Consider the following 21,948-nt stretch of genomic DNA (forward strand, 5'->3'; position numbering starts at 1 on the left):
ATGTCATGTCTGTCGATCAGCAGAGCGGCCTCCTGTTTCCCGATGCTTTTAAATCTTGCTTGACTGTCGCTGCTCCAGACATTGATGCGTTCAGCCATGTGAACAATGCAGTTTATCTGAAATGGATGTATGACTGCGCCATGGAACATTCGGCGTCGGTTGGACTTCCCGCTGAAGCTTGTGTCGATCTGGACCGGGGTATGGCAGTTCGGGAAACAAGGCTGGTTTATCAGCGGCCTGCCCGGCTTGGCGACGGGGTAATCATCGCGAACTGGGTAACGTTCAATGATGGCAGATTGCGGGCCAATCGGTATTTCCAGGTCGCGCGGGCAAGTGATCATCAAACACTGCTTCTGGGCGCATCCAAATATGTCTGTATAGCGCTTTCCACTGGCAAGCCCGCCCGTATGCCCGATGTGTTCGCGAAAGCCTATCAGGTTGAACCGGGATTGCAGCGGCGCCTCGTTGCGGATGCGGGGCTGCGCGCGGAGCTTATCATATAGGAGAACATGCCCCGATCCGGATTGTCAGCGATCCAGGAGACCGACCTGTTGTCACAATCGCTGAAAGCGAGACATGTGGCGTCCGACCCGGCAGAATGAATCAAGTCACCCGGCCAGACCATACCGGCCGGACCATCATACGCGCCGTCTGCCAGGCACCATGTCGTGCATGCGGAATAATGCCCGCAAAAGGGAATGCCTGCTGCTATGGCTGCTTCCAGGATCACCGTCTTCAATCAGCCAGGATACGCAAGGCGCGGTGTTCGGAATGAACTGACGACGACTGGCGTTTTGGTTGCAAATACGACTCACTTGCATTGAGGATTTGCCCAACACATTTGAATGCAACCCATTCTCAATATAGTGTACGTTTGGTAGACATATGGCGCACGGAAGCCATCGCGTATTTCAACGACTATTCGAACCTGCTCGGTACCTGCACGGCGTCGTTCGGCGGCGATTGTATTGTGGGTGACCAGTTCAACGGCGGTGAAGTGAACGTGCAAGGCCTGGAAGTCACAGCCAGATGGGACGCGGCAACCCTTTTGGGGACCGACTTCGCCCTCCCACTGGAGCTCGTCTACACGCTCACAGATGCAGAATGCCAGCGGAGTTTCGAGAGCGACTACGAACCCTGGGGTGATGTTGTCGCTGGGGACATGTTGCCTTATGTGGCCGACCAACAGCTGACATTGAACGCAGGTGTCGAGACCCACCGCTGGGGTGCGGACCTGTCGGCCGACTATGTGTCCGATATACGGGCACGGGCCGGGCAGGGCGCAATCCAGGCCGCGCAACTCATCGAGGCTCGCTGGGTGGCGGATGCTGCGATATGGATTGACCTGACGGATAGAATCCGCCTGCGGGCCAAGGCCGAGAACCTTTTTGACGACGTGTATGTTGCCTCAATAGACCCGGCCGGTCTTCGCCCGGGAAAGCCGTTTGAGTTCCTGATGGGCGTTGAGCTATCCTTCTGAGGGGGGCTCAGAAGGCGCCGGGCTTCACCCACTCCCAGAGCGCTGCACCTACGTCCGCCATCACGTCTGGCTTACGCAGGTATTGTTTGCGGCCGTGTGACGTGTTTCGATCCGTCACCCCGGTACATCATCCAGACCAGATAGGATGACATGACCGCCCCGCCGAAACAGAAGACCGAAACATAGGCGTATGCGAAGAACGTATACGTTGTGATGAGAACGCCAAACGCGAGAAAGCCGAAGATACGCACGCCGCGTACAGATGATAATAAGAGTGGCAGGATGACAACTGACACATAGATCGCATAGGTAATCTCGCGGCGTCCGACAAAATCGAGGAGTTCGGTGCCTTCATAGACGATCACATGCGACAGGAAGCGGGTATTGAGCCAGCCGTCGTGCGCAAAATAGGGAATGTATTGCAGTGCGCCCAACATCGCGCCGGCTATTACGAAGACGAGGAAATAGGGTTTACGCCGAGCCGGTTCGAGGGCGAAGGTCGAGACCGGAATCCAGACCGGCCAGGCCAACCAGGAAAAAAACATGTAAAGGAGAGAGGCGCTTGCGATCAGTTCGGTGTTCTGGCTGGACCCGGCGACCCAGACCACGCCTTCCGCCAATTGTTGAATTCCAAACAATAGCGGCAGGGTTGCGAGTGGCAGATAGCGCCGGTCGCCCCGCCAGGCTTGCCTCATGCTGAGCATACCTGCTGGAATGAGCCCTGCGGCGGCGATGAAACTGACTTCTGCTGATAGACACATATGATTTTCTCCCGGATTGCTTATTTGTAGTTCAGGACACGCGCCTGCGAAATAGCCAGGCACCTGCAGTGAGCGTTACGACCGCGATCACTGCCATGGGCCAGGTGTGATGGATGAAGAGTTCGGCAGGCGCGTCCTTCATGTAGACGGCCTTGCTAATCACGATGAAATGCATGATCGGATTGGTCTCGCTCAAAACCTGCAGCCAATCAGGCATGTTCGCGACCGGAGTTGCATAGCCCGACAACAACACAGCCGGCATCATATAGATGAAGAGGCCAATGATCGCTTGCTGCTGTGTCGCCGCCAGGGACGAAATGAACAGACCGATCCCAATGATCGCCGCAAGATAGACGACCATGCTGGCATAGAGGAGGATCAATGATCCGCGTAGCGGGACATCCAGCACCAGCCAGCCCAGGATCAGCATAGCCGTTGCGCTGGCCAGTCCGATCAGAAGTGCAGGAACCGCCTTTCCAATAAGGATTTCCGTCGGTCTCAATGGAGAAACCAGCAGTTGCTCGAATGTGCCAAGCTCGCGTTCACGCGCAATCGACAGCGCCGAGACCATGAACCCGACAATGGCTGTCAATACGGCGAACAATGCCGGTACCGCAGACCAGAGCGGGTCGAGATTGGGGTTGTACCAGACCCGGGTTACCAATTTTGCAAGCGGTGGAATGCCGAGTTCTGCAGCCTTTTCCTCATTGAAATCCTGCACGATCCGGCCTGAATACCCGGCCAAAATCTGCGCGGCATTGGAGGCGCGTCCGTCCAGGATCAACTGAACAGTTGCGTGTTCGCCGCGTTCGAGGGTCCGCGAGAAGTCGGGCCCGATTCGTAGCACCAGATCGACCGAGCGCGCGTCGATAGCCGCCGGGATTTCTGAGTCGCTGCGCAGATAGATGATATCCTCGAAAGTTGGAGACCCCTCGAACCTGCTGATCAGCGCACGCGCCTCAGCGCCGCGATCCTGCGTGTAGACGCCCAAATTCACGCTGGAGATTTCCTGGGTAATTGCGAAGGCATAGATAACTAGAAGGAAAGGCGGAGAGAAGAGAACGACCCACCGGGTTTGGGGATCTCGTGCGCTGGCGAGAAGTTCCTTGATGATGAGAGACAGGATACGCAGAAACATGTTCCTACTCCAGCCGCGTGCGCGTGGTCAGCGCAGTCAGACCGAAGACAATCAGGGCAAAGAGTCCGAGCCCGGCCAGATCCGTCAGGATAACGTTCCAAGCATCGCCCGCGAGAAACTCGGTTTGCAATGTCGATACATAATAGCGGGCAGGGACCGCGTAGCTGATGAGCCTCAGGGCCAACGGCATACTATCAATTTCAAATACGAAATTGGAGAAATAGAAGGCAGGCAGGAAGGCGGTCAGAACCGATGCCTGCGCCGCGACCAACTGGTTTCGGGTGAGGGTTGATATGAGCAAACCCTGGCCGAGCGAGCACAGCATGAACAAGGACGAAGACAGGACGAGGACGCCGAGAGACCCGCGGAACGGCACGTCAAACAGCCAAACAGCGGTAGAGACCGCAAGGGTCATTGAGCCCATCCCAAGCAGATAATAGGGCACCAGTTTTCCGATCAGCAACTCGAAAATCCCAACCGGTGTCGCAAGCAGCGCTTCCATCGTACCGCGTTCCCATTCGCGTGCGATGACGAGTGCCGTAAGCAGAGCGCCAATTGTCGTCAAAATGATCGCAACCGATCCTGGCACAAGATAGTTCCGGCTCGAGATTTCCGGATTGAACCAGACTTGCGGCTGAAGCTGCACGCTCGGCGGCAGGGCCGGGCGTCCCCGCCTAATCCATTCCTGTTCCAGCCAGTTACCCCATAAGAGCTCAACATAACCGCTGACGAGATAAGCGGTATTCGGGTCGCTCCCGTCAACGATGACCTGGATGGGTGCGCTGTCCGCGCGAAACGCCTTCGCAGAAAAATCGGCAGGCAGGACGATCAAACCACCAATCTTGCCAAGCGACAGATCTCTCTCAAACAGGCGTCGATCGGGACCGACTTCGATCTCGAACAGGGTCGAATTTTCAAGAGCCGCCTGAAAACTCGCCGTCTCGGATGATTGCTGCTCCACCACAAGCGCGACGTCGAGCTCGCGTGGATCGAAGGTCACGCCATATCCAAACAGGAACAGAAGCAAAAGCGGCATCACGCCCGCGATCAGAACCGAACTTGGATCGCGCAAAATCTGGCGCGATTCCTTGGTGATCAAACCCGTCAGGCGCCGCCATTTGTGCGAGAAAGGCGCGTGCGGTGTCATGCCGTTTCTCGCTCCCGATCGCTTTGTTCGACAAGCGCGATAAAGGCATCCTCGAGCGTGGGGTCTTCCAGACCATGGGCGCGGGCCCTGTCCTTCAGATCATCCGGCGAGCCGGAAGCGATCATCCGGCTGCGATAGATGAGAGCGATGCGATCACAATACTCGGCCTCGTCAAGAAAGTGCGTCGTCACCATAATGGTCACACCATTGGCAACCATAGCATTGATATGGGTCCAGAACTCGCGGCGTGTGCGGGGATCGACGCCAGATGTCGGCTCATCAAGAAACAGGACGTCGGGATCGTGCATCACCGCGCAGGCAAGCGCCAGACGTTGCTTATAGCCACGCGGCAGGCTGAGCGCATTCACGATCAGCTTATCGGATAGTCCAAACGTATCGATCATACGTTCGATCGCCGCCTTGCGGACCTGGCCGCGCAAGCCATAAACACCGGCAAAGAAGTCCAGATTCTGGCGCACGCTCAAATCGCCATAGAGCGAGAATTTCTGGGCCATATAGCCAATCCGCCCGCGCGCTTTGCTGGGCGCGTTTTGAAGATCGAGACCGACAACGCGAGCAGAGCCGGCACTTGGCCGAAGCAACCCGCACAGCATTTTGAATGTCGTCGACTTGCCAGCGCCGTTCGGTCCGATCAGGCCGAAAATCTCGCCGCGCCCGACGTCAAAACTTATATCGTCTGCGGCGATGAAGTCTCCGAACCGGCGGGTCAGCGCGTTCGCCTCGACCACTTTATCGACCGTGTGGGTGGCAGCGCCCTGACGTTCGGCAAAGGGCGAGTTGGCCTTGAAACCGCCTCCGATCAAATCCATGAATGCGTCTTCGAAGCGCGGCGGTGTGAGTGCCATTTCCGACTGATCGCCAGCATCCAGCAGGTCCAGGGCCGGCGGTTCAGCGCCGTCAGCCAGGACCAGTCGGACGCGACTGCCCTGAATGACGCCATCGATCACGCCGTCAAGCTTTGTCGCTTCGCTCAGAACCTTGCGCCGATCGGTGCTGATATGACGGATCTGGTAGGTTCGGCCCGCGACACGGTCGGTCAGCTCTTGCGGCGAGCCTGCATAAAGCAATGAGCCCTCATTCAGGAGCAATACGCGCGCGCACCGTTCCGCTTCATCGAGATAGGCGGTGCTCCAGACAACCCCGATACCCTGCTCGACCAGATCATAGACCATGCGCCAAAGCTCGCGCCGCGAGATTGGATCGACTCCGACGCTCGGTTCATCCAGCAGGAGCAGATCGGGTGTCTTGATCAGTGCGCAAGCCAGGCCGAGCTTTTGTTTCATGCCTCCCGACAGTGCTCCGGCCAGTCGTTTCTTGAAGTCCGTGAGGCCGGTAAAGCGCAGAAGACGTTCGAAGGCGTCATCGCGGTCCGCGCCTGTAACCGAGCGCAGGTCGGCATACAGCGTCAGGTTCTCCTGGACGCTGAGATCCTCGTAGAGACCAAACCGTTGCGGCATGTACGACACAATCCGATGGACGGCGCGGGCATCGCTGACGGGATCAAGGCCTTGAACGGTGATTTTGCCGGTACTGGGAACCAGCAGTCCGGCGATCAGACGCAGGAGCGTTGTCTTGCCGGCGCCGTCCGGGCCGACGAGGCCGGTCACTTCGCCAGCGCTGACGCTGGCTGTAACGGCGTCGAGCGCGACCAGTTCGCCCTTGGCAAAACGCTTGGTGAGTCGATCAATCTGGACGAGCGGACCGGGCACGCTCAATGAGTCCTGTCCGTGCTGAGCAATACGGTAACCGGCATGCCCTGTTTGAGGCGGTTTTCGGGGTCTTCGGCAATAATACGCATCCGGTAGACGAGGCTTGTGCGCAATGACCGCGTCTCGACTGTTTTGGGGGTGAACTCGGCAACGGGTGAGATGTAACCGATCTGGCCGTGATAGACGTGTCCGGAATCTGTGCGGATTTCTGCGTCCATCCCGGCCTGGATCAGATCAAGATCAGGTTCTTCGATGTAAGCGCGCACCCAGACCGGAGAGGTCAGGGTCAGGGTGTAGATTGTCTCTCCCGCGCCTATGATCGAACCTGGTTCACGGACGCGGGTCAGGATGACCCCGTCATTGGGCGCGGTCAGCACCGTGTCGGCAGCGCGTTGCTCAGCGAGTGCGAACGCTGCCTGTTCAGCCGCCAGGACCGAGCGCGCCTGATCAATGTCTTCAGCTCGCGGTCCGATCCGGGCGAGTTCGAGGCCTTCTGAGGCAGCATCGCGCTGGGCGACCGCGCCTCCGCGGCGCGCCTCCGCCTCCTCATGCGCCTGATGAGAGGCGATGTCGCGTTCAGCGAGGTAGATTTGCCGTGAAAGTGTCGATTCGGCCACTTTCAGCGCCGCTTCAGCCTCAGCCAGCAGCGCTTCGGCTTGTGCGATTTCCTGGGGCCGCGCGCCAGCGAGCAGCACATTCAGCGCTGCCTGTGATCTTGCGACGCGCGCCTGGGCCAATTTGACTTCATTATCATAGTCAACCGGTTCAAGCGCCGCGATCACGTCACCAGCGGCGACCTGGTCGCCCTCCTCAACCTTCATCTCGGCAAGCCGTCCGGGGATTTTGAATCCAAGATTGACCTGGCGCACATCGACATTGCCCAAGACTTCAATATGACCCTGCTCTTCGTGGGGGGACTGAATCCGTGTCCATCCGAGGATCGCCGCCGCAAGGAAGACAATGACGATAGCAATCAGGCCGTAGCGCTTGAAATGGCGAGTCATTCGCGTCCCCTTCTCCCCATAATACGTCTGGCTGCGGTCATTCCCTGAATGACGCAGAATCGGACAGAGCGTTTCAGGTTCTGGTGTACAAAAACGTGTTGCGAACGGTTCATGGTGATTTAGCCTTGTCCTCATCCATCATGAACAGGAACAGCATGGCTGCCGAGCAGCTGATAAGCAGGAACCCGTTCAGGGCTTCGACGCCTGCGATCAGCCGCAAGTGTCCGGTTGGGACGATATCGCCGAGGCCGAGCGAGGTGTAGCTGACCAGTGAGAAGTAAAAGACATCCATCGCGCTTGCAGGCGTCTCGCTGCTCAGATCGCCAATGCCCAACACGCGGCCTGCACCATATGCGAGGGCGTAAAGACTGGCCGCCACGACATGCGCGATACCAGACACGCAAAGCGCAACAACGAGTTTGCGGCCGCGATGCCAGGTGGCCGCACCAAGGTGCCGGATCGCGCTTGAGACGATCACGTAATGCAAGGCGCCTGACAGCACGAAGGTGAAACTGGTGATAAGAATAGCCAGGATCATGATGCGGGCCTCGTCATGCGCCGCGCCATCCAGAGTGTTAACAAGGGAACCATGATCCACATCAAGATTGGGACAATGCCGATATTCGTGCAGGGAATGACCGGCATGGCTTTGCTATAGCGCCAGCCCCAGGATGCGCTGACCATGACCTGTTCGACCAGCGCAATCGCGGCCAACCCGGCGCCGGCATAGATCAGGAGCGGCATGGGATTCGAGACGCCTGGCGACCCAAACCGCAGCGCAAGACCGTAAGCGAGCGCCATCAGACCGGCATCCGCGATAGATGCGAGGGCGCAGGTCATGATCATCTGCCGGTGACTAAGGTGATCCATTGCATAGAATGGCATCTGCAAAGCTTCCCACACAAATGCTGTGAGGGCGCCGAAGATCACAATCCAGATTATGGGGCGATCGAGCAGGCGCATCAGATATGTATCCCCGGAAGGTCACGAATCTGAGTGCGCATGATCGGGCGCCTCCTTGTCGCGGATCCGCCTCAGATAGAGGGCTTCGAAGGCAAAGATTGCCGCCATGGAACCCAGTGCGATGACGACGATCATCGGGTCAGCACTGGCCTTGATGAAGAGGAATGCGCCAAGCGCGATCAAGTCGAACAGAATGGCGGCGATCAGGACCCAGGCGCGGGCGCCGACATCCTCGCGCAAATACCGCAGCACGCCGTAATGGATGATGATATCCATGACCAGATAGTAGATCGCGCCGAGTGAGGCGATCCGGCCAAGATCGAAGAAGGCGGCCAGAAAGGCAGCGAGCACGACGGTGTAGACGAGCGTATGCGTCTGGATGCCACCGGACATGCCAAAATGCTTGTGCGGGATCAGGTTCATATTCGTCAGCATGGCGAGCATGCGTGAGACGGCGAACACGCTGGCCAGAAGTCCGGACGCTGTGGCTATGATCGCGATGATCACGGTAAACGCCACGCCACGATCGCCAAAGGCCGGGCGCGAGGCTTCGGCCAATGAAAAGTCCTTGGCCGCAACAATCTCTTCCAGTGTCAGCGAAGAGCCGACGGCCAGTGCCACAGCCATATAAACGACGAGGCAGATGGCCAGCGACCAGATGATCGCCCGGCCGACATTCTTGTTGGGGTTCTGGACCTCGTCGCCGCTATTCGTGATCGTCGTGAAGCCTTTAAAGGCCAGGATCGCAAGCGCGACACCGGCAAGGAAGCCAGCGGGGCCGGTCTGCTCAGTGGTCGCAGACGACGCCGCTTCGAAGGAGAGGCCTGACGCCCAGAGCGCTGCGCCAGCAAAGACCAGTATCCCGCCGACTTTGAGCACGGCCGCGACTTTGGACACGCCGCCGATAATCTTGTTGCCGGATATGTTGATCACAAAAGCAAAGACGATTAACCCGACTGCAAGCACCGGCACCAGAACGCTGTCTTTAGCGACATCGAAGAGCTGCAATGTGTAGGCCCCAAAGGTACGCGCGACGAGGCTTTCATTGATAATCATGGACATGGTCATCAGGAGCGCGCTGGCGGCGGCAATCGTGGTTGGCCCATACGCCTTCTGCAGGATCATCGCGATGCCGCCTGCCGACGGGTATTTGTTCGACATCTTGATATAGGTGTAGGCGCTGAACCCGCTGATGAAGGCCGCAATCAGAAAGGCTAGCGGGAAACCGGGACCGGAAAATTGCGCAACCTGGCCCGTGAGGGCAAAGATACCAGCGCCGATCATGACGCCGGTCCCCATCGCGACGGTGCCAGCGAGGCTTAGCGAACCTTTCTTATAGGTTTCGGACGTCATTGGTCCGCTGCCTGCTCGGCTGGGAAACGGCCAACATAGCTGGCAAATACGCTTTGCGCCTCACCATCGAACAGGATCACATCATAGGCATCGGGTGAATTTGGTGTTTCCATCCCCGGCGAGCCCATCGGCATGCCAGGCACAGATAGTCCCGCTGCGGCCGGACGTTCTTTCAGCAGCCTTCGAATGTCTGCGGCCGGGACATGGCCTTCGATCGCATACCCATCAATCTCGGCGGTGTGGCAGGATGCAAGTTGGTCGGGCACGCCAAGCGAGGCCCGCACTGGGGTCAGGTCCTCGCGTTCGATGACGCGGACGTCCAGGCCGTCGCGCTGAAGGTGTTTGACCCAGGCCGTGCAACACCCGCACCAGGGCGTCTTGTAGACCGTAATGGCCTGCGCATTCGCCGGACCGGCGGTTCCGACCATGAAGACAAATCCAGCCACGAGGGCGAAGACTGCCGCGCCCAGGGATCCAAGAATCCATTTTGACATGAGAGTAACCTTTCAAATTACAGTTTTACGGATCGCAAACGAAGCGCATTGGCGATGACCGAGACCGAGCTCAGGCTCATCGCAGCGGCGGCGATAACCGGACTGAGGAGCAGGCCGAAGAAGGGATAGAGAACGCCCGCGGCAACCGGCACACCAAGCGAGTTGTACACGAAAGCAAAGAACAGATTCTGGCGAATATTGCCCATTGTCGCGTGGCTGAGGCGTTGCGCGCGTGCAACGCCGCGAAGATCGCCTTTGACCAGGGTCACACTGGCGCTTTCCATCGCGACATCCGTACCCGTTCCCATCGCGATCCCGACATCAGCCTGTGCCAGGGCAGGGGCGTCATTGATCCCGTCGCCGCACATGGCGACAATGGCGCCCTGGGACTGGAGTTCGCGTATGATCCGGTTCTTGTCTTCTGGTGAGACATCCGCATGGACCGCGTCAATGCCAATCTGACGCGCCACGGCTTCGGCTGTCGCCTGGCTGTCACCGGTCAGCATGACGACTTTCATGCCAGCCTTGTGCAGGGCTGCAATGGCATCAGGCGTTGTCGCCTTGATCGGGTCGGCAACACCGATCAGCCCGGCCGGTTTGCCATCCAGCGCGACGAACATCACCGTCTGACCTTCGCGGCGATAGGATTCGGCGCGGGCTTTCAACGCGTCGTCAAATGCGCCGACCCGGCGCATCATCTTTGCATTGCCGATTGCAAGCAGTTTGCCATCGACGCGCCCTTGCGCGCCTTCGCCGGTGACGGATTCGAAGTCTGAAGCGGCGAGGCGTACCGCCCCGCGTTCTTCGGCGCCATTGACGATGGCCTGGGCCAGCGGGTGCTCGCTGCCGCGTTCAATCGCGGCGGCATAAGAGAGGAAGTCTGCCTCAGCGAGACCTTCGGCTGGTTCGACTGTCACGAGTTTGGGCTTGCCCTCTGTGAGCGTGCCTGTTTTGTCGACGACAATTGTATCGACTTTTTCCAGCGTCTCGAGCGCTTCAGCGTTCTTGATCAGAATGCCAGACTGAGCGCCCTTTCCGGTCGCGACCATGATCGACATTGGCGTCGCAAGACCCAGCGCGCAGGGACATGCGATGATGAGCACAGCGACCGCATTAACGATTGCGAATGCCATGGCCGGATGTGGCCCGAAAACCGCCCAGACGATGAAAGTGACAATAGCGGTCAGAACAACCACCGGAACAAACAGGCCCGCCACAGTGTCGGCGAGCTTCTGGATCGGTGCACGCGAGCGCTGGGCTTCGGCGACCATGCGCACAATCTGAGACAGCATCGTATCCGCTCCAACGCGGGTCGCCGCCATGACAAACGAACCCGTGCCATTCACGGTGCCGCCGGTGACCGGATCGCCTGTTGCTTTCTCCACTGGAATGGGTTCGCCCGTGATCATGGACTCGTCGACATTCGACCGGCCCTCAGCAACCTCGCCATCGACCGGGACTTTCTCGCCGGGGCGAACGCGCAGACGGTCGCCGGCCTGAATGTCATCAACAGAGACTTCCTCGTCCTGGCCATCCGCCATGATCCGATTGGCCGTTGGCGGCGTGAGTTCCAGAAGCGCACGGATCGCGCCTGACGTGGCACTGCGGGCCCGCAGCTCAAGCACCTGCCCGAGAAGGACAAGCGTCGTGATGACCGCCGCTGCTTCAAAATAGACAGAAACTTCGCCCGCTTCGTTACGGAACGCATGCGGGAAGATGCCCGGAAGGGCCGTCGCAACGAGCGAAAAGATGAAGGCAACGCCAACGCCGAGCGAGATGAGTGTGAACATGTTGAGGTTCATCGTCCGGAGGGAGCGCGCGCCGCGTTGGAAGAAGGGCCATCCGCCCCAGAGCACGACAGGAACCGCCAGTGCGAACTGGGCCCATTGCGCCCAACCGGCGGGCAACAGACCTTCGAGCGGTTTGCCCGGGATGAGGTCGCCCATAGCGTAGATGGCAAGCGGGACGGTGAAGATTGCGCTAATCCAGAACCGACGTGTCATGTCGTCGAGTTCGGATGTGTCCTCCTCACCGACGACGATGCCTTCAGGTTCGAGCGCCATGCCGCATATTGGACAGCCGGAATTGCGTACATCGCGAACGTTGGGATGCATGGGGCACGTGTAGACAGTGCCGGAATACGCCGGCGGCACAAGATCATATTTTCCGTCGGCACCCGCATCAGTGTCGCCCCCGGCATGACAGCAATCATGACCAGCGCCGTGATGTTGATGTTCATGATGTTCGTGCGCGTGATTCTTGTGATCAGTATCAGTCATGTCCGCCCCTCCGGGGTGTGGTTGAAGTGTTTCGTTGCGCGTCCCCTTCCTTGATCCAGCGCCTGAATATTGCGGGCAGTTTCAAAGAGGAGGATATTAAAGGTCCGCGCTAGGCACGTTGGCGATTGAACAGTCGGTAGAGTGGCACGAAGACGAGCGCGATATACCAGCCATAGAGATAGGCCTCGACAAGCCCGAGAAAGAAGCTCGACACCGATATGAATTTGAATCCCGGAAGCAACTGCTCCCATGCGCCGTGCATATGCAGATCAGCCGGGGCGACGAGCCCCCACGCGATACAGATCGTAAATGTCAGGGCGAGAAAACTGGACAGGGCATGTCCGGTCGGGATGAGGCGCATTGTAAATTCCTTCTTTGCCTGTGACGCTCCACTTGAGGCATGGAGCGGGCGACCTGGTATCAGGGTCGATACATACATAATACCCTATAGGGGTATATTCAACTCCGTATTTCTACTTGGCGAAAGGGTTCGACGAACTGAGCGGCATAGGCGGCTGGATAATCTGGCCGGCCATGGATCCCGATTGCGCCGGCACGTGCCCCGTCGCACGATGAGAAGCGCGCCGTGCCAAGCAGCAAATCCCAGAGTGTGAGGAAGAGCCCGAAATTGACGTCGCCGTCCTGCCCCGACGCGACATGGTGGTGACGGTGAACCGGGGCGACTGCCCAGACATATTTGAGAGGTCCGATCTTCATGTCGACATTGGAATGCTGCAACAGCAGCTGCACAGCGACTGCAAAGGTTGCTATCGCAGCGACTTCGGTCGGAATACCGAGCAATAGCCAGGGAAGGGTGCCGCCCATGATTTCCAGAGTTTGGCGGACGGGATGCTTGAGCTGGCCATTAAAGCCATACATGCGTTTCACCGAGTGATGAACGGCATGGAAACGCCAAAGCAAGCTCACCCGATGACTGGCGAAATGGACCAGCGTAATTCCGGTATCAAGCATAATGATCGACAGCGCGACGTCAGCCCATAGCGGGAGACTTGAAGGCCAGAGAGGTGCCCAAGGTATGACCGCCGCAAAGACCGCAAGCAGAACGACCAATACAATAATCGTGCCCTCATTGACCACGGCATGGCATATGTCGCGGACGCGGTCATGATCCGGCTTGTTCCAGACCGGTTCGTGCGGAGCGATCCTCTCGGCCAGGCAAGACGTTAAGATGGCCACGACCACCAGCGCGGGCAGCCAGATAAGCGATCCCCCCGTTCCCGCCAACGTCAGAGCGGCGGCGAGAAAGCCAAGAAAGAAGGTTGGGGCATACAGACGCTTGAACACGGACAAGATGGCGACTCTCCTTGATTTGGAGAGCGTCAGTGGCCTGAACGCCGAACCGGGTCTTGAATGGGTTAACGGTTCAGATGGGGTCATCAATGGAGACCTCCAGACCAGATAGGCCGACTTTCGGGGTCACGCCGAACCATTGCCGCAGTCGCCGCGTGAAATGCGCTTGGTCTGAGAACCCGCCCGCAGCAGCGGCATCAGCCAGGCTGGCCGACGCCTCAAGCGCTTTTGCGGCGCCAAGCAATTGCAGCCATTGCAGAAGCTTGCTTGGCGGCACCCCGAAATCTGACATCACGATGTCACGCAGCCGGCCTGGTGACAGCGACAGGGCGCGCGCCAGTGCCGCCGGGCTGACGAGCGCGTCGGCATTGTCAAACGCGGTCTGCAGGCGTGCATCTATCGCAGAGCCGGGCAAGCGTCCTGCAAACATTCTGGCCCAGTGGCGCGCCTGGTCTGCATTGCCAATATCTCTCAGAGCTGCAGACACATCATCATGAAGGAAGACCAGGGGACCGTCTTTCAGATCATTTCTGACCCCTGAGAACCGTGGATCAACATAGACTGAGCGCGTCTGGCGTCCTTTCGGACCGACCGCATGTGTTTGCCCTGCGGGGATCAGTACAGCTTTACCTTTTGGCGCGGTTATCTCGCTCGCGGCTGTGATCACGACCGCGCCATCCAGACCAAGTATGATCTGATGGGCTAAATGCGCATGCCCGTCATTTTCGCCGATCTGCGCGTCAAGCATTGCCCAGCCGACCCCAATCACCAAAGCGCCAGACCACGCGCGCGCACTCATGGGGATTGCGCCTGGGTGATCTTGCTGAGAAATTCGCTGATCGCGGTTTCGCTCATGTCGCATACGGCCGCGATGTCCTCCATATCCGATCCGCTCGTTCGACTGCCGGCTTGTTTCAAACCGGCGAACACGCCCGCTATCGCCTCGACCAGGGTGGCGGTATTCTCCGAGGCGGCGCCAGCAAAGAGACCCGGGGTCTCCGCAAACAGTACGCCGATATCTGCCGACATGAATCCCATTTCGCTGATCCTGCGATCCAGGGGCGAACTCCGGGGCGCCGTCATAACCCTTTGAAATACCGATTGCGCTGCCAGAAGGCTTGCATGAAGCGCGACCCACGGATCGGTCATCGAACGACGCCGACTGAATCTGAACACGGTCGGGACGTGGGCCTTCGAAACGTGTGCCCCTGTATTGATTGCCCAACGATTGGCCGGGGCATTGTCCGTGCGGCCAGGACGAAGAACCCGCTGATCGCAATCCATCCTCTGGCCCGATCAGGCGGACGATCGGCCTCTCGTCCCTTTGCCCGCAACAAAATGCGTTTCGCGGCGATAAAGCCAGCATGCAACGAACCCACCCCTATCAGGCCATGAACATCCGCATTCGGATTGTAGACGGAATTGCGATCTGCCTGCGTCATCGATCAGTGTGAATGATCGTCGGTGACCGGCGAAGACGACCAGTGGATATGGGTGATCTTCCAGGTGCCACCTTCGCGCTGCAGGACCATCGTTTCCATGGTTTGCATGTGGATCGCCTTGCCTTCGTAGGTGCCGGTGGCGTCGGACTGCGAAATCACCGTCGCCATGTCGCCGGACTGGAGCACCTGGCGGTCCTTCAGGTCAAACGAGACCGCCGCCGTATAGGCCATGTCGGCTGGCATATGGTGACCGGCATATACTTCCAGGGACCGTTCGACACTGCCCCCCTCTGCTATAATCACAGCTGGGTCTGTCAGCCCGCTTATGGTCTTGCTGTCACCGGATTTGAGCGCGCTGTGGAACGCGTCAACCACACCGGCAGGTGTGCCTGGTGTTTCCGGAACGATGCCGGCGGGAACAGAACTTTCGGTGTCATGATGGCCATCGCCAGCGTCATGCGCGGCGGGAGCCGGCGCGTGGTGGCCGTCAGAATTGTCATGGCCCGTCGTCCCGGCCATTCCGCCAGCGGCGCCATGATCATCGTCTTCTGGTCCAATGGCGTCCATCGTACTCATGTCGTGGTCTTCGGGCATTGTTGGCGTGCCGCCACCATGATCGTGGTCATGCCCGTCACCGGTTACTGTCGGTAGACTTTTAACGCCGAGACCATAGCTGTAGACAATCGTGCCGCCCCACCAGGCCGTTACGGTCAAAGCCAGCGCCGCTGCTGTCAGGCCTGCAATGAAAACAGCTGATGCAGCCTTTCCCCGGTTGGTCCAGCGCCATATCGCCAGAAGAATGATCGCGCTTCCTGAAGGGACGGCCCAGTTTCGATGGGTCGTCATTGCCGCATGCGATGGCGCGTCATGGTCCACCGTGTAGTAGGCCTGCAGCCCGGCAATGATCGTTGCGATGATCGCAAGCGCGCCAAAGGCCAGCATCCAGTCGGCAGCAGGCGCGAGCGTATCGCGCCATCTGGAAGCGGGGGGAAACCTGGAGAGCAGGTAGGCGGCGACTGCCGTAATCGACAAGGCGTATGCAAAGTGAACCAGAATGGGGTGAATATTGGGTTCGATGAGACTGTTCATTTTGGTTCTCCTAAAACCAGGTTCGAACGCCAGCGACAAAGACGGTTTTGTCCGTCTCGCCTCCAGTCGCTTGGATGAAATTTTTCGTGTCGCCGAAATTGCCTTGCCATTCGACGCCGATATATGGCGCGAATTCGCGTTTGATCTCGTAACGAAGCCGCAGACCCGCATCTATGTTGTTGAGGCCCGCTCCCAACATTCTCTCGGGAATGTCCTGTAGGGAGAGATTGGCCTCAATACGGGGCTGGAGGATGAGCCTCTGCGTCAGAAGCAGGTCATACTCGATCTCTGCTCGCGCCGAGACATCCCCTTCAGTGCTCAGGAACGCAGACACATCTATTTCGAAGAAGTATGGAGCCAGGCCCTGCACGCCAATGACAGCATAATCCAGGCCGTCCGGTTTGAAGTCGTGCCGAAGGCCTGCCTGGAGGTTCCAGTACGGGGCAATCGCCCGGGAGTAGAGGGCCTGTAATTCAGCATCCTCAACATCGCCATTGTTCAACGACGACTTGCCTTCTGTCTTGAACCAGATCTTGTTGATATCGCCCCCATACCAGGCCTGTCCATTCCAATAGAGGTCATCGCGGCCGTCAGCGCTCTGAGCTTCCAGCTGGTTGAACAGAACGTAATAGGTTGGCTGAGCGCCGCCCTCGTCCAAAACGTCTTCGCGGGCTTTAGCCATCTCCAAAGCGTCATAATAGGCATCTGCCTGCGACCAGAGCGGCTCTTTGCTGGTCTGCATCCCTTTTTGATTGCCTTCTTGTTGGGCGAATGCGGGCATTCCGAATGTAAAACTCGATAAAGCCACACCGGCAGCGATGGTAGAAACGATCTTGATACGCATCAATTTTTCTCCCCGGTGTGCATATCCGGCATATCCATGCCGGTCATTCCAGAGTGATCCATCTTGCTATGGTCCATGCCTTCCATCTCCATTCCTTCCATATTCATCATGTCCGGCATTGAGCTCGCATAGGGATTTGGCTCGTCCAGAACCGAGACGACCTGCATCATGCCGGCGTGCATGTGGTAGAGAAGGTGGCAGTGGAACGCCCAGTCGCCGACATGCTCGGCTGAGATGTCGACCGAGAGTTTCTCACCGGGTTTGACAACGATCGTGTGTTTACGCGGCTTGTGATCGTTTCCCCCGTTCACGACATCGAAGAACATGCCGTGCAGGTGGATCGGATGGGGCATCATCGTATCATTTATCATGGTCAGCCGCAGCCGCTCACCCTTGTAGAACTTGATCGGCTCCTTGATGTGCGCAAATCTGACCCCGTCAAATGACCACATATACCGTTCCATGTTGCTGGTCAGATGCAGTTCGATTTCGCGTTCAGGCGCACGAAGATCAGGATTGCGATCGAGGCTACGAAGCTGTGAATACCGCAGAACGCGATGGTCGACATTGCCGAGCCCCTGTCCGGGCTCATCAAGGCGGTTGACCGGGTTCATGGCAATTCCAACCACACCCGGACCGCGCTCCACGCCGGATGCCAGGTTGTCCATGGACCCCATGGGTTCCATGCCGGACATCCCGCCATGTTCCATACCCGGCATCGCGCTGTGGTCCATCCCTTCCATCCCGGGCATCGCGCTGTGGTCCATCCCTTCCATCCCGGGCATCGCGCTGTGGTCCATCCCCGGCATCATACTGTGGTCCATGCCTTCCATTCCTGGCATGGGGGCAGGGTCCATGTTCTGCATGTCTGGCATGGCACCATGATCCATGCCGCCCATTCCCATGTCCTTCATTGTCAGCAAGACGGGCTCACGCATTTCCGGCGGGGCCGCGCGCATGCCCTGTTGCGGCGCAAGCGTCGCGACGACCTGGCCCGACCGGTCAATCGATTCCGCGACCATTGCAAAGGCCCGCGCTTCTGTCGGTTCGACGATCACATCGTAAGTTTCAGCTACGCCAATCTGGAACTCGTCCGTCTCCACCGGCTTCACGTTCAGACCGTCAGACGCAACGACAGTCATCGCCAAACCGGGAATTCTGAAGTTGAAAATCGACATGGCCGATCCGTTGATGATGCGCAAACGCACGCGTTCGCCAGGCACGAATAAGGCGTCCCAGTTGTCCTGAGTGGAGCGACCATTGATCAGATAAGTATAGGTCGCCGCCGTGACGTCTGCCCAGTCGGTCTGTGACATCCGCATCTGGTTCCACATGGCGCGATCCTGAAGGGTCTGACCAAATCCCTTTTCCGAAACGTCTTCGAAGAAATCGCCGACCGTTCGCTGCTGGAAGTTGTAGGTCGGTCCTGCTTTTTTCAGTTTGGAGAAGATCCGGTGCGGGCTTTCGAAACTCCAGTCGGAGAGGACAAGTACGTATTCGCGGTCATAGGCCACCGGATCGGCATCCTTAGGATCGATGATCAAAGGCCCGTAATGACCGAGCTGCTCCTGAAGTCCGGAGTGTGAATGATACCAATAGGTGCCGTTTTGAGCGAGGTTCCATTTGTAGTTAAAGGTCTCTCCGGGCTTGATGCCTGGGAAGGCAATGCCGGGAACACCGTCCATATGGAATGGGACAAGCAGTCCGTGCCAGTGAATTGACGTATCCTCCGTCAGCATGTTCGTGACGTTGACGCTGATATCGTCACCCTCCCTGAACCGGACAAGCGGGCCAGGGACTGAGCCGTTAATGCCCGTCGCCATGCCGGTTTTTCCATTAATCCGTACCGGGAATGAAGAGATCGAAAGATCGAAGTCCTTGCCTGAAAGTGCGGGAATTCCGAGATTGCCTTCGCGCGCGCTCCGAGCCCAGGCAGGCAGTATACCGGATACGCCGAGCGCCAGTCCCGCGCCCACACCTGATTGGAGCAGATTCCGTCTGTTTATCATATTGTACGCCCTGATTTCATTTGTCTGACAATAGTGTGCATCGCCGGAGCCGCCGTGATGGCCGTCGCCGGTCTAGTGTGTGGCATGACCGGCCCGGGGCTCTGCCGCACAGAGGCCGGGACTGATCTCCGTGTTGCTGGTCAAGCATATCTCAGCGATGGGATAGGGGCCGTTCTCGACTTTATGCAGCGTAAACTGAACCCGGTCACCCGGTTTGACCGAGGACAGGTCGACACTGTCGAGCACGCTGAAGGCCATCTTCATCGCAGGCCAGTGAAGGGCAGGGACGGGACCGTGATCCAGACCGATCTTTCGGTTTTCGAGATCAATTGCGACGACGTTTCCGACACCTTCAAACATATGGGATGTGCGCAGGTCTGCGCTTGCCGGCATATCCATCCTGGCATGATCCATTTTGTCGCCTGGCATCTGCGCATATGCGGCCCCGGCGAACATCGCGAGCGCCGTTGCAAGGTAACTGATCGATTTGAGTTGTTGGTTCATCAATGTCTCCAGGGTGAGAGCAGGGGAGGGGGAAGGAACTCGGGAAAGTCAAAACCGTCGCCAGAAAATCCATCACAGCAGAATTCGCTTAGATATGCAGGTCGGCAAGGAAATATGTATCTATGATGCGGGAGCAAAGCGGGTTTCCTGTTCCGAAGAGCTGGCGATACGCATTATTACGTAAGAGAAGCCCGTCCCCCTCAAGACAATCTGCCAATTCCACCGAGAGGGGCCGTGTCCCTTCCTGCGGCATGAGGGCTTGCGTCTCATCAGCTCCATATATGGGGCGCGCCAAAAAGAGGAAGGGCCTTTCCAGGTTGCCAAAATCGAACCGGAATCCGAGCGTATGAAGCGCCAATGGACAAGGCGTTAATGCCAACTCCAGAGCTTCGACACGTCAGCCTTCCGTGAAACGCAGCATCGATTGTATTGCCGGGCGTCCCCATCAGTAGATTCTGCCGCGCTCAACGGTGTCTGGTGCATCTGCAAAACGCTGCGCTCTTCGCAGTGCCGCCATCACCATTGTCATGGAATTATTCGGTCCTATATACCCTGCGGAGGTATATTTCATGAAAGACGCTACACGCGACGCTGCCACAAAGCGCCTCGCCCGGATTGAAGGTCAGGTACGCGGCGTATCGAAGATGATCGCAGAAGACCGGTATTGCATCGATGTCGTACGCCAGGTTCAGGCGATCAAGGCCGCGCTTGGGGGAGTGGAAAAAGCGATCCTGGAGGATCATCTGGCGACGTGCGTCGAGACAGCGCTCACCGGTGACAATCTCGCCGAACGACGGGAGAAGGTTCAAGAACTGGTCGCTGTTCTCGGCGGACGCAGGAAGTAAGTTGTATCAACCCCGCCGATGTCCACAGATCGGCTTAGTCAACAATTGATGACGCAGCTGTTTGGCCGCTCTCGCGGTCCAGAACGGTCTGTTTGCAGGCAAGGTAGCGATACTTCCTGCCGGCGCCGCCAGCGCGAATTCGCGATACCGGATAATTTCCACATTCGGTGCGTATAGCCGCTCGCTCAAAATCTGTCAGAGGCTTGGTGCTGCCTGCAATTGTAGCACACCCACTGATCCCGGCACCAAGGCCGACCCATGTCGCGAGCAAAAGCAGCGTCGTTCGCCATTGTGACGCCGACGCGTGAAACAGTTTCCTGCGAACTCTGATCATGCCTCTGGTTCCTTTCGCTCTTTGAACGCAAGAAGCCGAAGCGCATTGAGGACAACGATCAGGGTTGATCCTTCATGCGCAATAACGGCTGGGCCGATACCGAGACCAAGTAAGGTGGCTGGCACCAGAAACGCCACAACGCCAAGACTTGCCCAGAGATTCTGTCGGATGATCCGGCGCGTTGCACGGCTGAGGCCCACCGCGAACGGCAGTGTTTCCAAATCATCAGCCATCAAGGCAATATCGGCCGTTTCGAGCGCGACATCTGATCCGGCTGCACCCATGGCAATACCGACAGTCGCATTGGCCATCGCGGGCGCATCGTTCACGCCGTCTCCGACCATGGCGACACCGCCTTCGGCTTTCAGGGCCCTGATCCTTGTCACTTTGTCATCTGGCATCAGGTCGCCAAAGGCCTCGTCAAGGCCGACACTTCGTGCAACGGCACCGGCGACATTCTGATTGTCGCCGGATATCATCATCATACGGCGTATACCGATATTTCGTAGTCGCGCGATCACGGCTTTGGCGGACGCGCGCGGGGTATCCATCAGGCCGATGGCGCCAAGATAACGATCGCCCTGCCTGACAATCATGGTCGTGCGGCCTTGAGCGGCCATTTCGGTGACACGGGAAGCGAGGTCAGATGGTACCGGCGGTCCATCAATTTCATCAAACAAAGCGGACTTTCCGATATGAACGGTCTTGCCCTCAAACTTTGCTGAAACGCCACGTCCGGTGACACTGGAGAAATCTGTCGCCGCGCTGAAGACGGTGTTCAGGCGTGTCCTGGCATCGCGCACAACGGCCTGGGCGAGGGGATGATCGCTGAGCGCTTCCACGGCGGCGCTCACCGTCAGCAATTCCGCTTCGGTCGCGTCGCCATAGGGCGCGATATCAACGAGGCGGGGATCGCCCTCGGTAAGGGTGCCGGTCTTGTCAAATGCAATGGCATCGACGCGTCCAAGCGCTTCGAGCGGTGCTCCGCCCTTGATGAGAACGCCTCCACGCGCCGCACGGGCGACGCCAGACAGGATTGCGCTTGGTGTCGCGATCGCCAGCGCGCACGGACTGGCCGCAACCAGAACGGCCATGGCGCGGTAGAAGCTGTCCGACGGCGCTTCATCCAGAAACAGAAAAGCGAGAGATGTGATGACGGCCAACAGGATGATCAACGGCACGAAAATCCGCTCAAACTGTTTCGTAAAGCTTTGGGTTGGC

22 protein-coding genes are annotated in these 21,948 nt (G+C 58.2%); 3 read left to right on the plus strand and 19 right to left on the minus strand.

All coding sequences use genetic code 11. The features are described from left to right. Positions 1–5: 5 nt before the first annotated feature. A complete protein-coding gene (locus V7651_RS13595) occupies positions 6–503 on the plus strand; it encodes an acyl-CoA thioesterase (RefSeq protein ID WP_335613463.1) in 498 nt (165 codons plus the stop codon). A 371-nt stretch (positions 504–874) separates the two neighbouring features. Then, a complete protein-coding gene (locus tag V7651_RS13600) occupies positions 875–1,480 on the plus strand; it encodes a TonB-dependent receptor (RefSeq protein WP_335592522.1) in 606 nt (201 codons plus the stop codon). A 71-nt stretch (positions 1,481–1,551) separates the two neighbouring features. Here V7651_RS13600 and V7651_RS13605 read toward each other — a convergent pair whose 3' ends face one another. The 18 genes from V7651_RS13605 to V7651_RS13690 form a co-directional block, all read right to left on the minus strand. Then, entirely contained in the window at positions 1,552–2,241 is a 690-nt protein-coding gene (locus V7651_RS13605) for a DUF6629 family protein (protein ID WP_335592523.1), read from the minus strand. A 31-nt stretch (positions 2,242–2,272) separates the two neighbouring features. Next, on the minus strand, positions 2,273–3,379 hold the full coding sequence (locus V7651_RS13610) for an ABC transporter permease (protein ID WP_335613464.1): 1,107 nt from the start codon (positions 3,377–3,379) through the stop codon (positions 2,273–2,275). 4 nt (positions 3,380–3,383) lie between these two features. Further along, positions 3,384–4,526 (minus strand): ABC transporter permease, encoded by a 1,143-nt coding sequence (locus V7651_RS13615; RefSeq protein ID WP_335613465.1) that lies wholly within the window; start codon positions 4,524–4,526, stop codon positions 3,384–3,386. Continuing rightward, a complete protein-coding gene (locus V7651_RS13620; protein WP_241767097.1) occupies positions 4,523–6,256 on the minus strand; it encodes an ATP-binding cassette domain-containing protein in 1,734 nt (577 codons plus the stop codon). The genes V7651_RS13615 and V7651_RS13620 overlap by 4 nt, the downstream gene beginning before the upstream one ends. 2 nt (positions 6,257–6,258) lie before the next feature. Then, the gene (locus V7651_RS13625) at positions 6,259–7,260 is read right to left on the minus strand and encodes an HlyD family secretion protein (protein WP_035541803.1); all 1,002 of its coding nucleotides are present in this window, start codon (positions 7,258–7,260) and stop codon (positions 6,259–6,261) included. Positions 7,261–7,369: 109 nt separating this feature from the next. After that, positions 7,370–7,798, minus strand: a complete 429-nt coding sequence (locus V7651_RS13630; RefSeq protein WP_035541800.1) for a potassium channel family protein — start codon at positions 7,796–7,798, stop codon at positions 7,370–7,372. Further along, positions 7,795–8,223: a hypothetical protein gene (locus V7651_RS13635; RefSeq protein ID WP_035541797.1), complete on the minus strand. Its 429-nt coding sequence runs from the start codon at positions 8,221–8,223 to the stop codon at positions 7,795–7,797. Before V7651_RS13635 ends, V7651_RS13630 begins: the two co-directional genes overlap by 4 nt. Before the next feature lie 21 nt (positions 8,224–8,244). Beyond that, complete coding sequence (locus V7651_RS13640) at positions 8,245–9,576, minus strand: APC family permease (RefSeq protein WP_335613466.1); 1,332 nt, start codon at positions 9,574–9,576, stop codon at positions 8,245–8,247. Continuing rightward, the gene (locus V7651_RS13645) at positions 9,573–10,070 is read right to left on the minus strand and encodes a DUF411 domain-containing protein (RefSeq protein ID WP_035541791.1); all 498 of its coding nucleotides are present in this window, start codon (positions 10,068–10,070) and stop codon (positions 9,573–9,575) included. Before V7651_RS13645 ends, V7651_RS13640 begins: the two co-directional genes overlap by 4 nt. Positions 10,071–10,087: 17 nt before the next feature. Beyond that, positions 10,088–12,349 carry a copper-transporting P-type ATPase gene (locus V7651_RS13650; protein WP_335613467.1) on the minus strand — a complete coding sequence of 754 codons (2,262 nt, stop codon included), beginning with the start codon at positions 12,347–12,349 and terminating at the stop codon, positions 10,088–10,090. A gap of 109 nt (positions 12,350–12,458) precedes the next feature. Further along, positions 12,459–12,710 carry a DUF5676 family membrane protein gene (locus V7651_RS13655; protein ID WP_335613468.1) on the minus strand — a complete coding sequence of 84 codons (252 nt, stop codon included), beginning with the start codon at positions 12,708–12,710 and terminating at the stop codon, positions 12,459–12,461. 98 nt (positions 12,711–12,808) lie between these two features. Next, complete coding sequence (locus V7651_RS13660; RefSeq protein ID WP_335613476.1) at positions 12,809–13,654, minus strand: sterol desaturase family protein; 846 nt, start codon at positions 13,652–13,654, stop codon at positions 12,809–12,811. A 79-nt stretch (positions 13,655–13,733) separates the two neighbouring features. Next, the gene (locus tag V7651_RS13665; protein ID WP_335613469.1) at positions 13,734–14,459 is read right to left on the minus strand and encodes a helix-turn-helix domain-containing protein; all 726 of its coding nucleotides are present in this window, start codon (positions 14,457–14,459) and stop codon (positions 13,734–13,736) included. Further along, a complete protein-coding gene (locus tag V7651_RS13670) occupies positions 14,456–14,809 on the minus strand; it encodes a hypothetical protein (RefSeq protein ID WP_035541596.1) in 354 nt (117 codons plus the stop codon). Before V7651_RS13670 ends, V7651_RS13665 begins: the two co-directional genes overlap by 4 nt. Before the next feature lie 296 nt (positions 14,810–15,105). Beyond that, on the minus strand, positions 15,106–16,191 hold the full coding sequence (locus V7651_RS13675; RefSeq protein WP_035541599.1) for a DUF2231 domain-containing protein: 1,086 nt from the start codon (positions 16,189–16,191) through the stop codon (positions 15,106–15,108). A gap of 10 nt (positions 16,192–16,201) precedes the next feature. After that, entirely contained in the window at positions 16,202–17,035 is an 834-nt protein-coding gene (locus V7651_RS13680; RefSeq protein WP_335613470.1) for a copper resistance protein B, read from the minus strand. Continuing rightward, positions 17,035–19,044, minus strand: coding sequence for a copper resistance system multicopper oxidase (locus V7651_RS13685; protein ID WP_335613471.1), 2,010 nt, complete (start codon positions 19,042–19,044; stop codon positions 17,035–17,037). The genes V7651_RS13680 and V7651_RS13685 overlap by 1 nt, the downstream gene beginning before the upstream one ends. A 72-nt stretch (positions 19,045–19,116) precedes the next feature. Next, a complete protein-coding gene (locus V7651_RS13690; RefSeq protein WP_335592528.1) occupies positions 19,117–19,548 on the minus strand; it encodes a copper-binding protein in 432 nt (143 codons plus the stop codon). A 569-nt stretch (positions 19,549–20,117) separates the two neighbouring features. Between V7651_RS13690 and V7651_RS13695 the strand changes: the two genes are divergently transcribed. Next, a complete protein-coding gene (locus V7651_RS13695) occupies positions 20,118–20,393 on the plus strand; it encodes a metal-sensitive transcriptional regulator (RefSeq protein ID WP_335592529.1) in 276 nt (91 codons plus the stop codon). A gap of 330 nt (positions 20,394–20,723) precedes the next feature. Here the strand turns inward: V7651_RS13695 and V7651_RS13700 are convergent. Continuing rightward, a partial coding sequence (locus V7651_RS13700; protein ID WP_335613472.1) for a heavy metal translocating P-type ATPase occupies positions 20,724–21,948 on the minus strand: 1,225 nt, incomplete at its 5' end.

The organism is Hyphomonas oceanitis (assembly GCF_036964545.1).
GTDB lineage: Bacteria > Pseudomonadota > Alphaproteobacteria > Caulobacterales > Hyphomonadaceae > Hyphomonas > Hyphomonas oceanitis.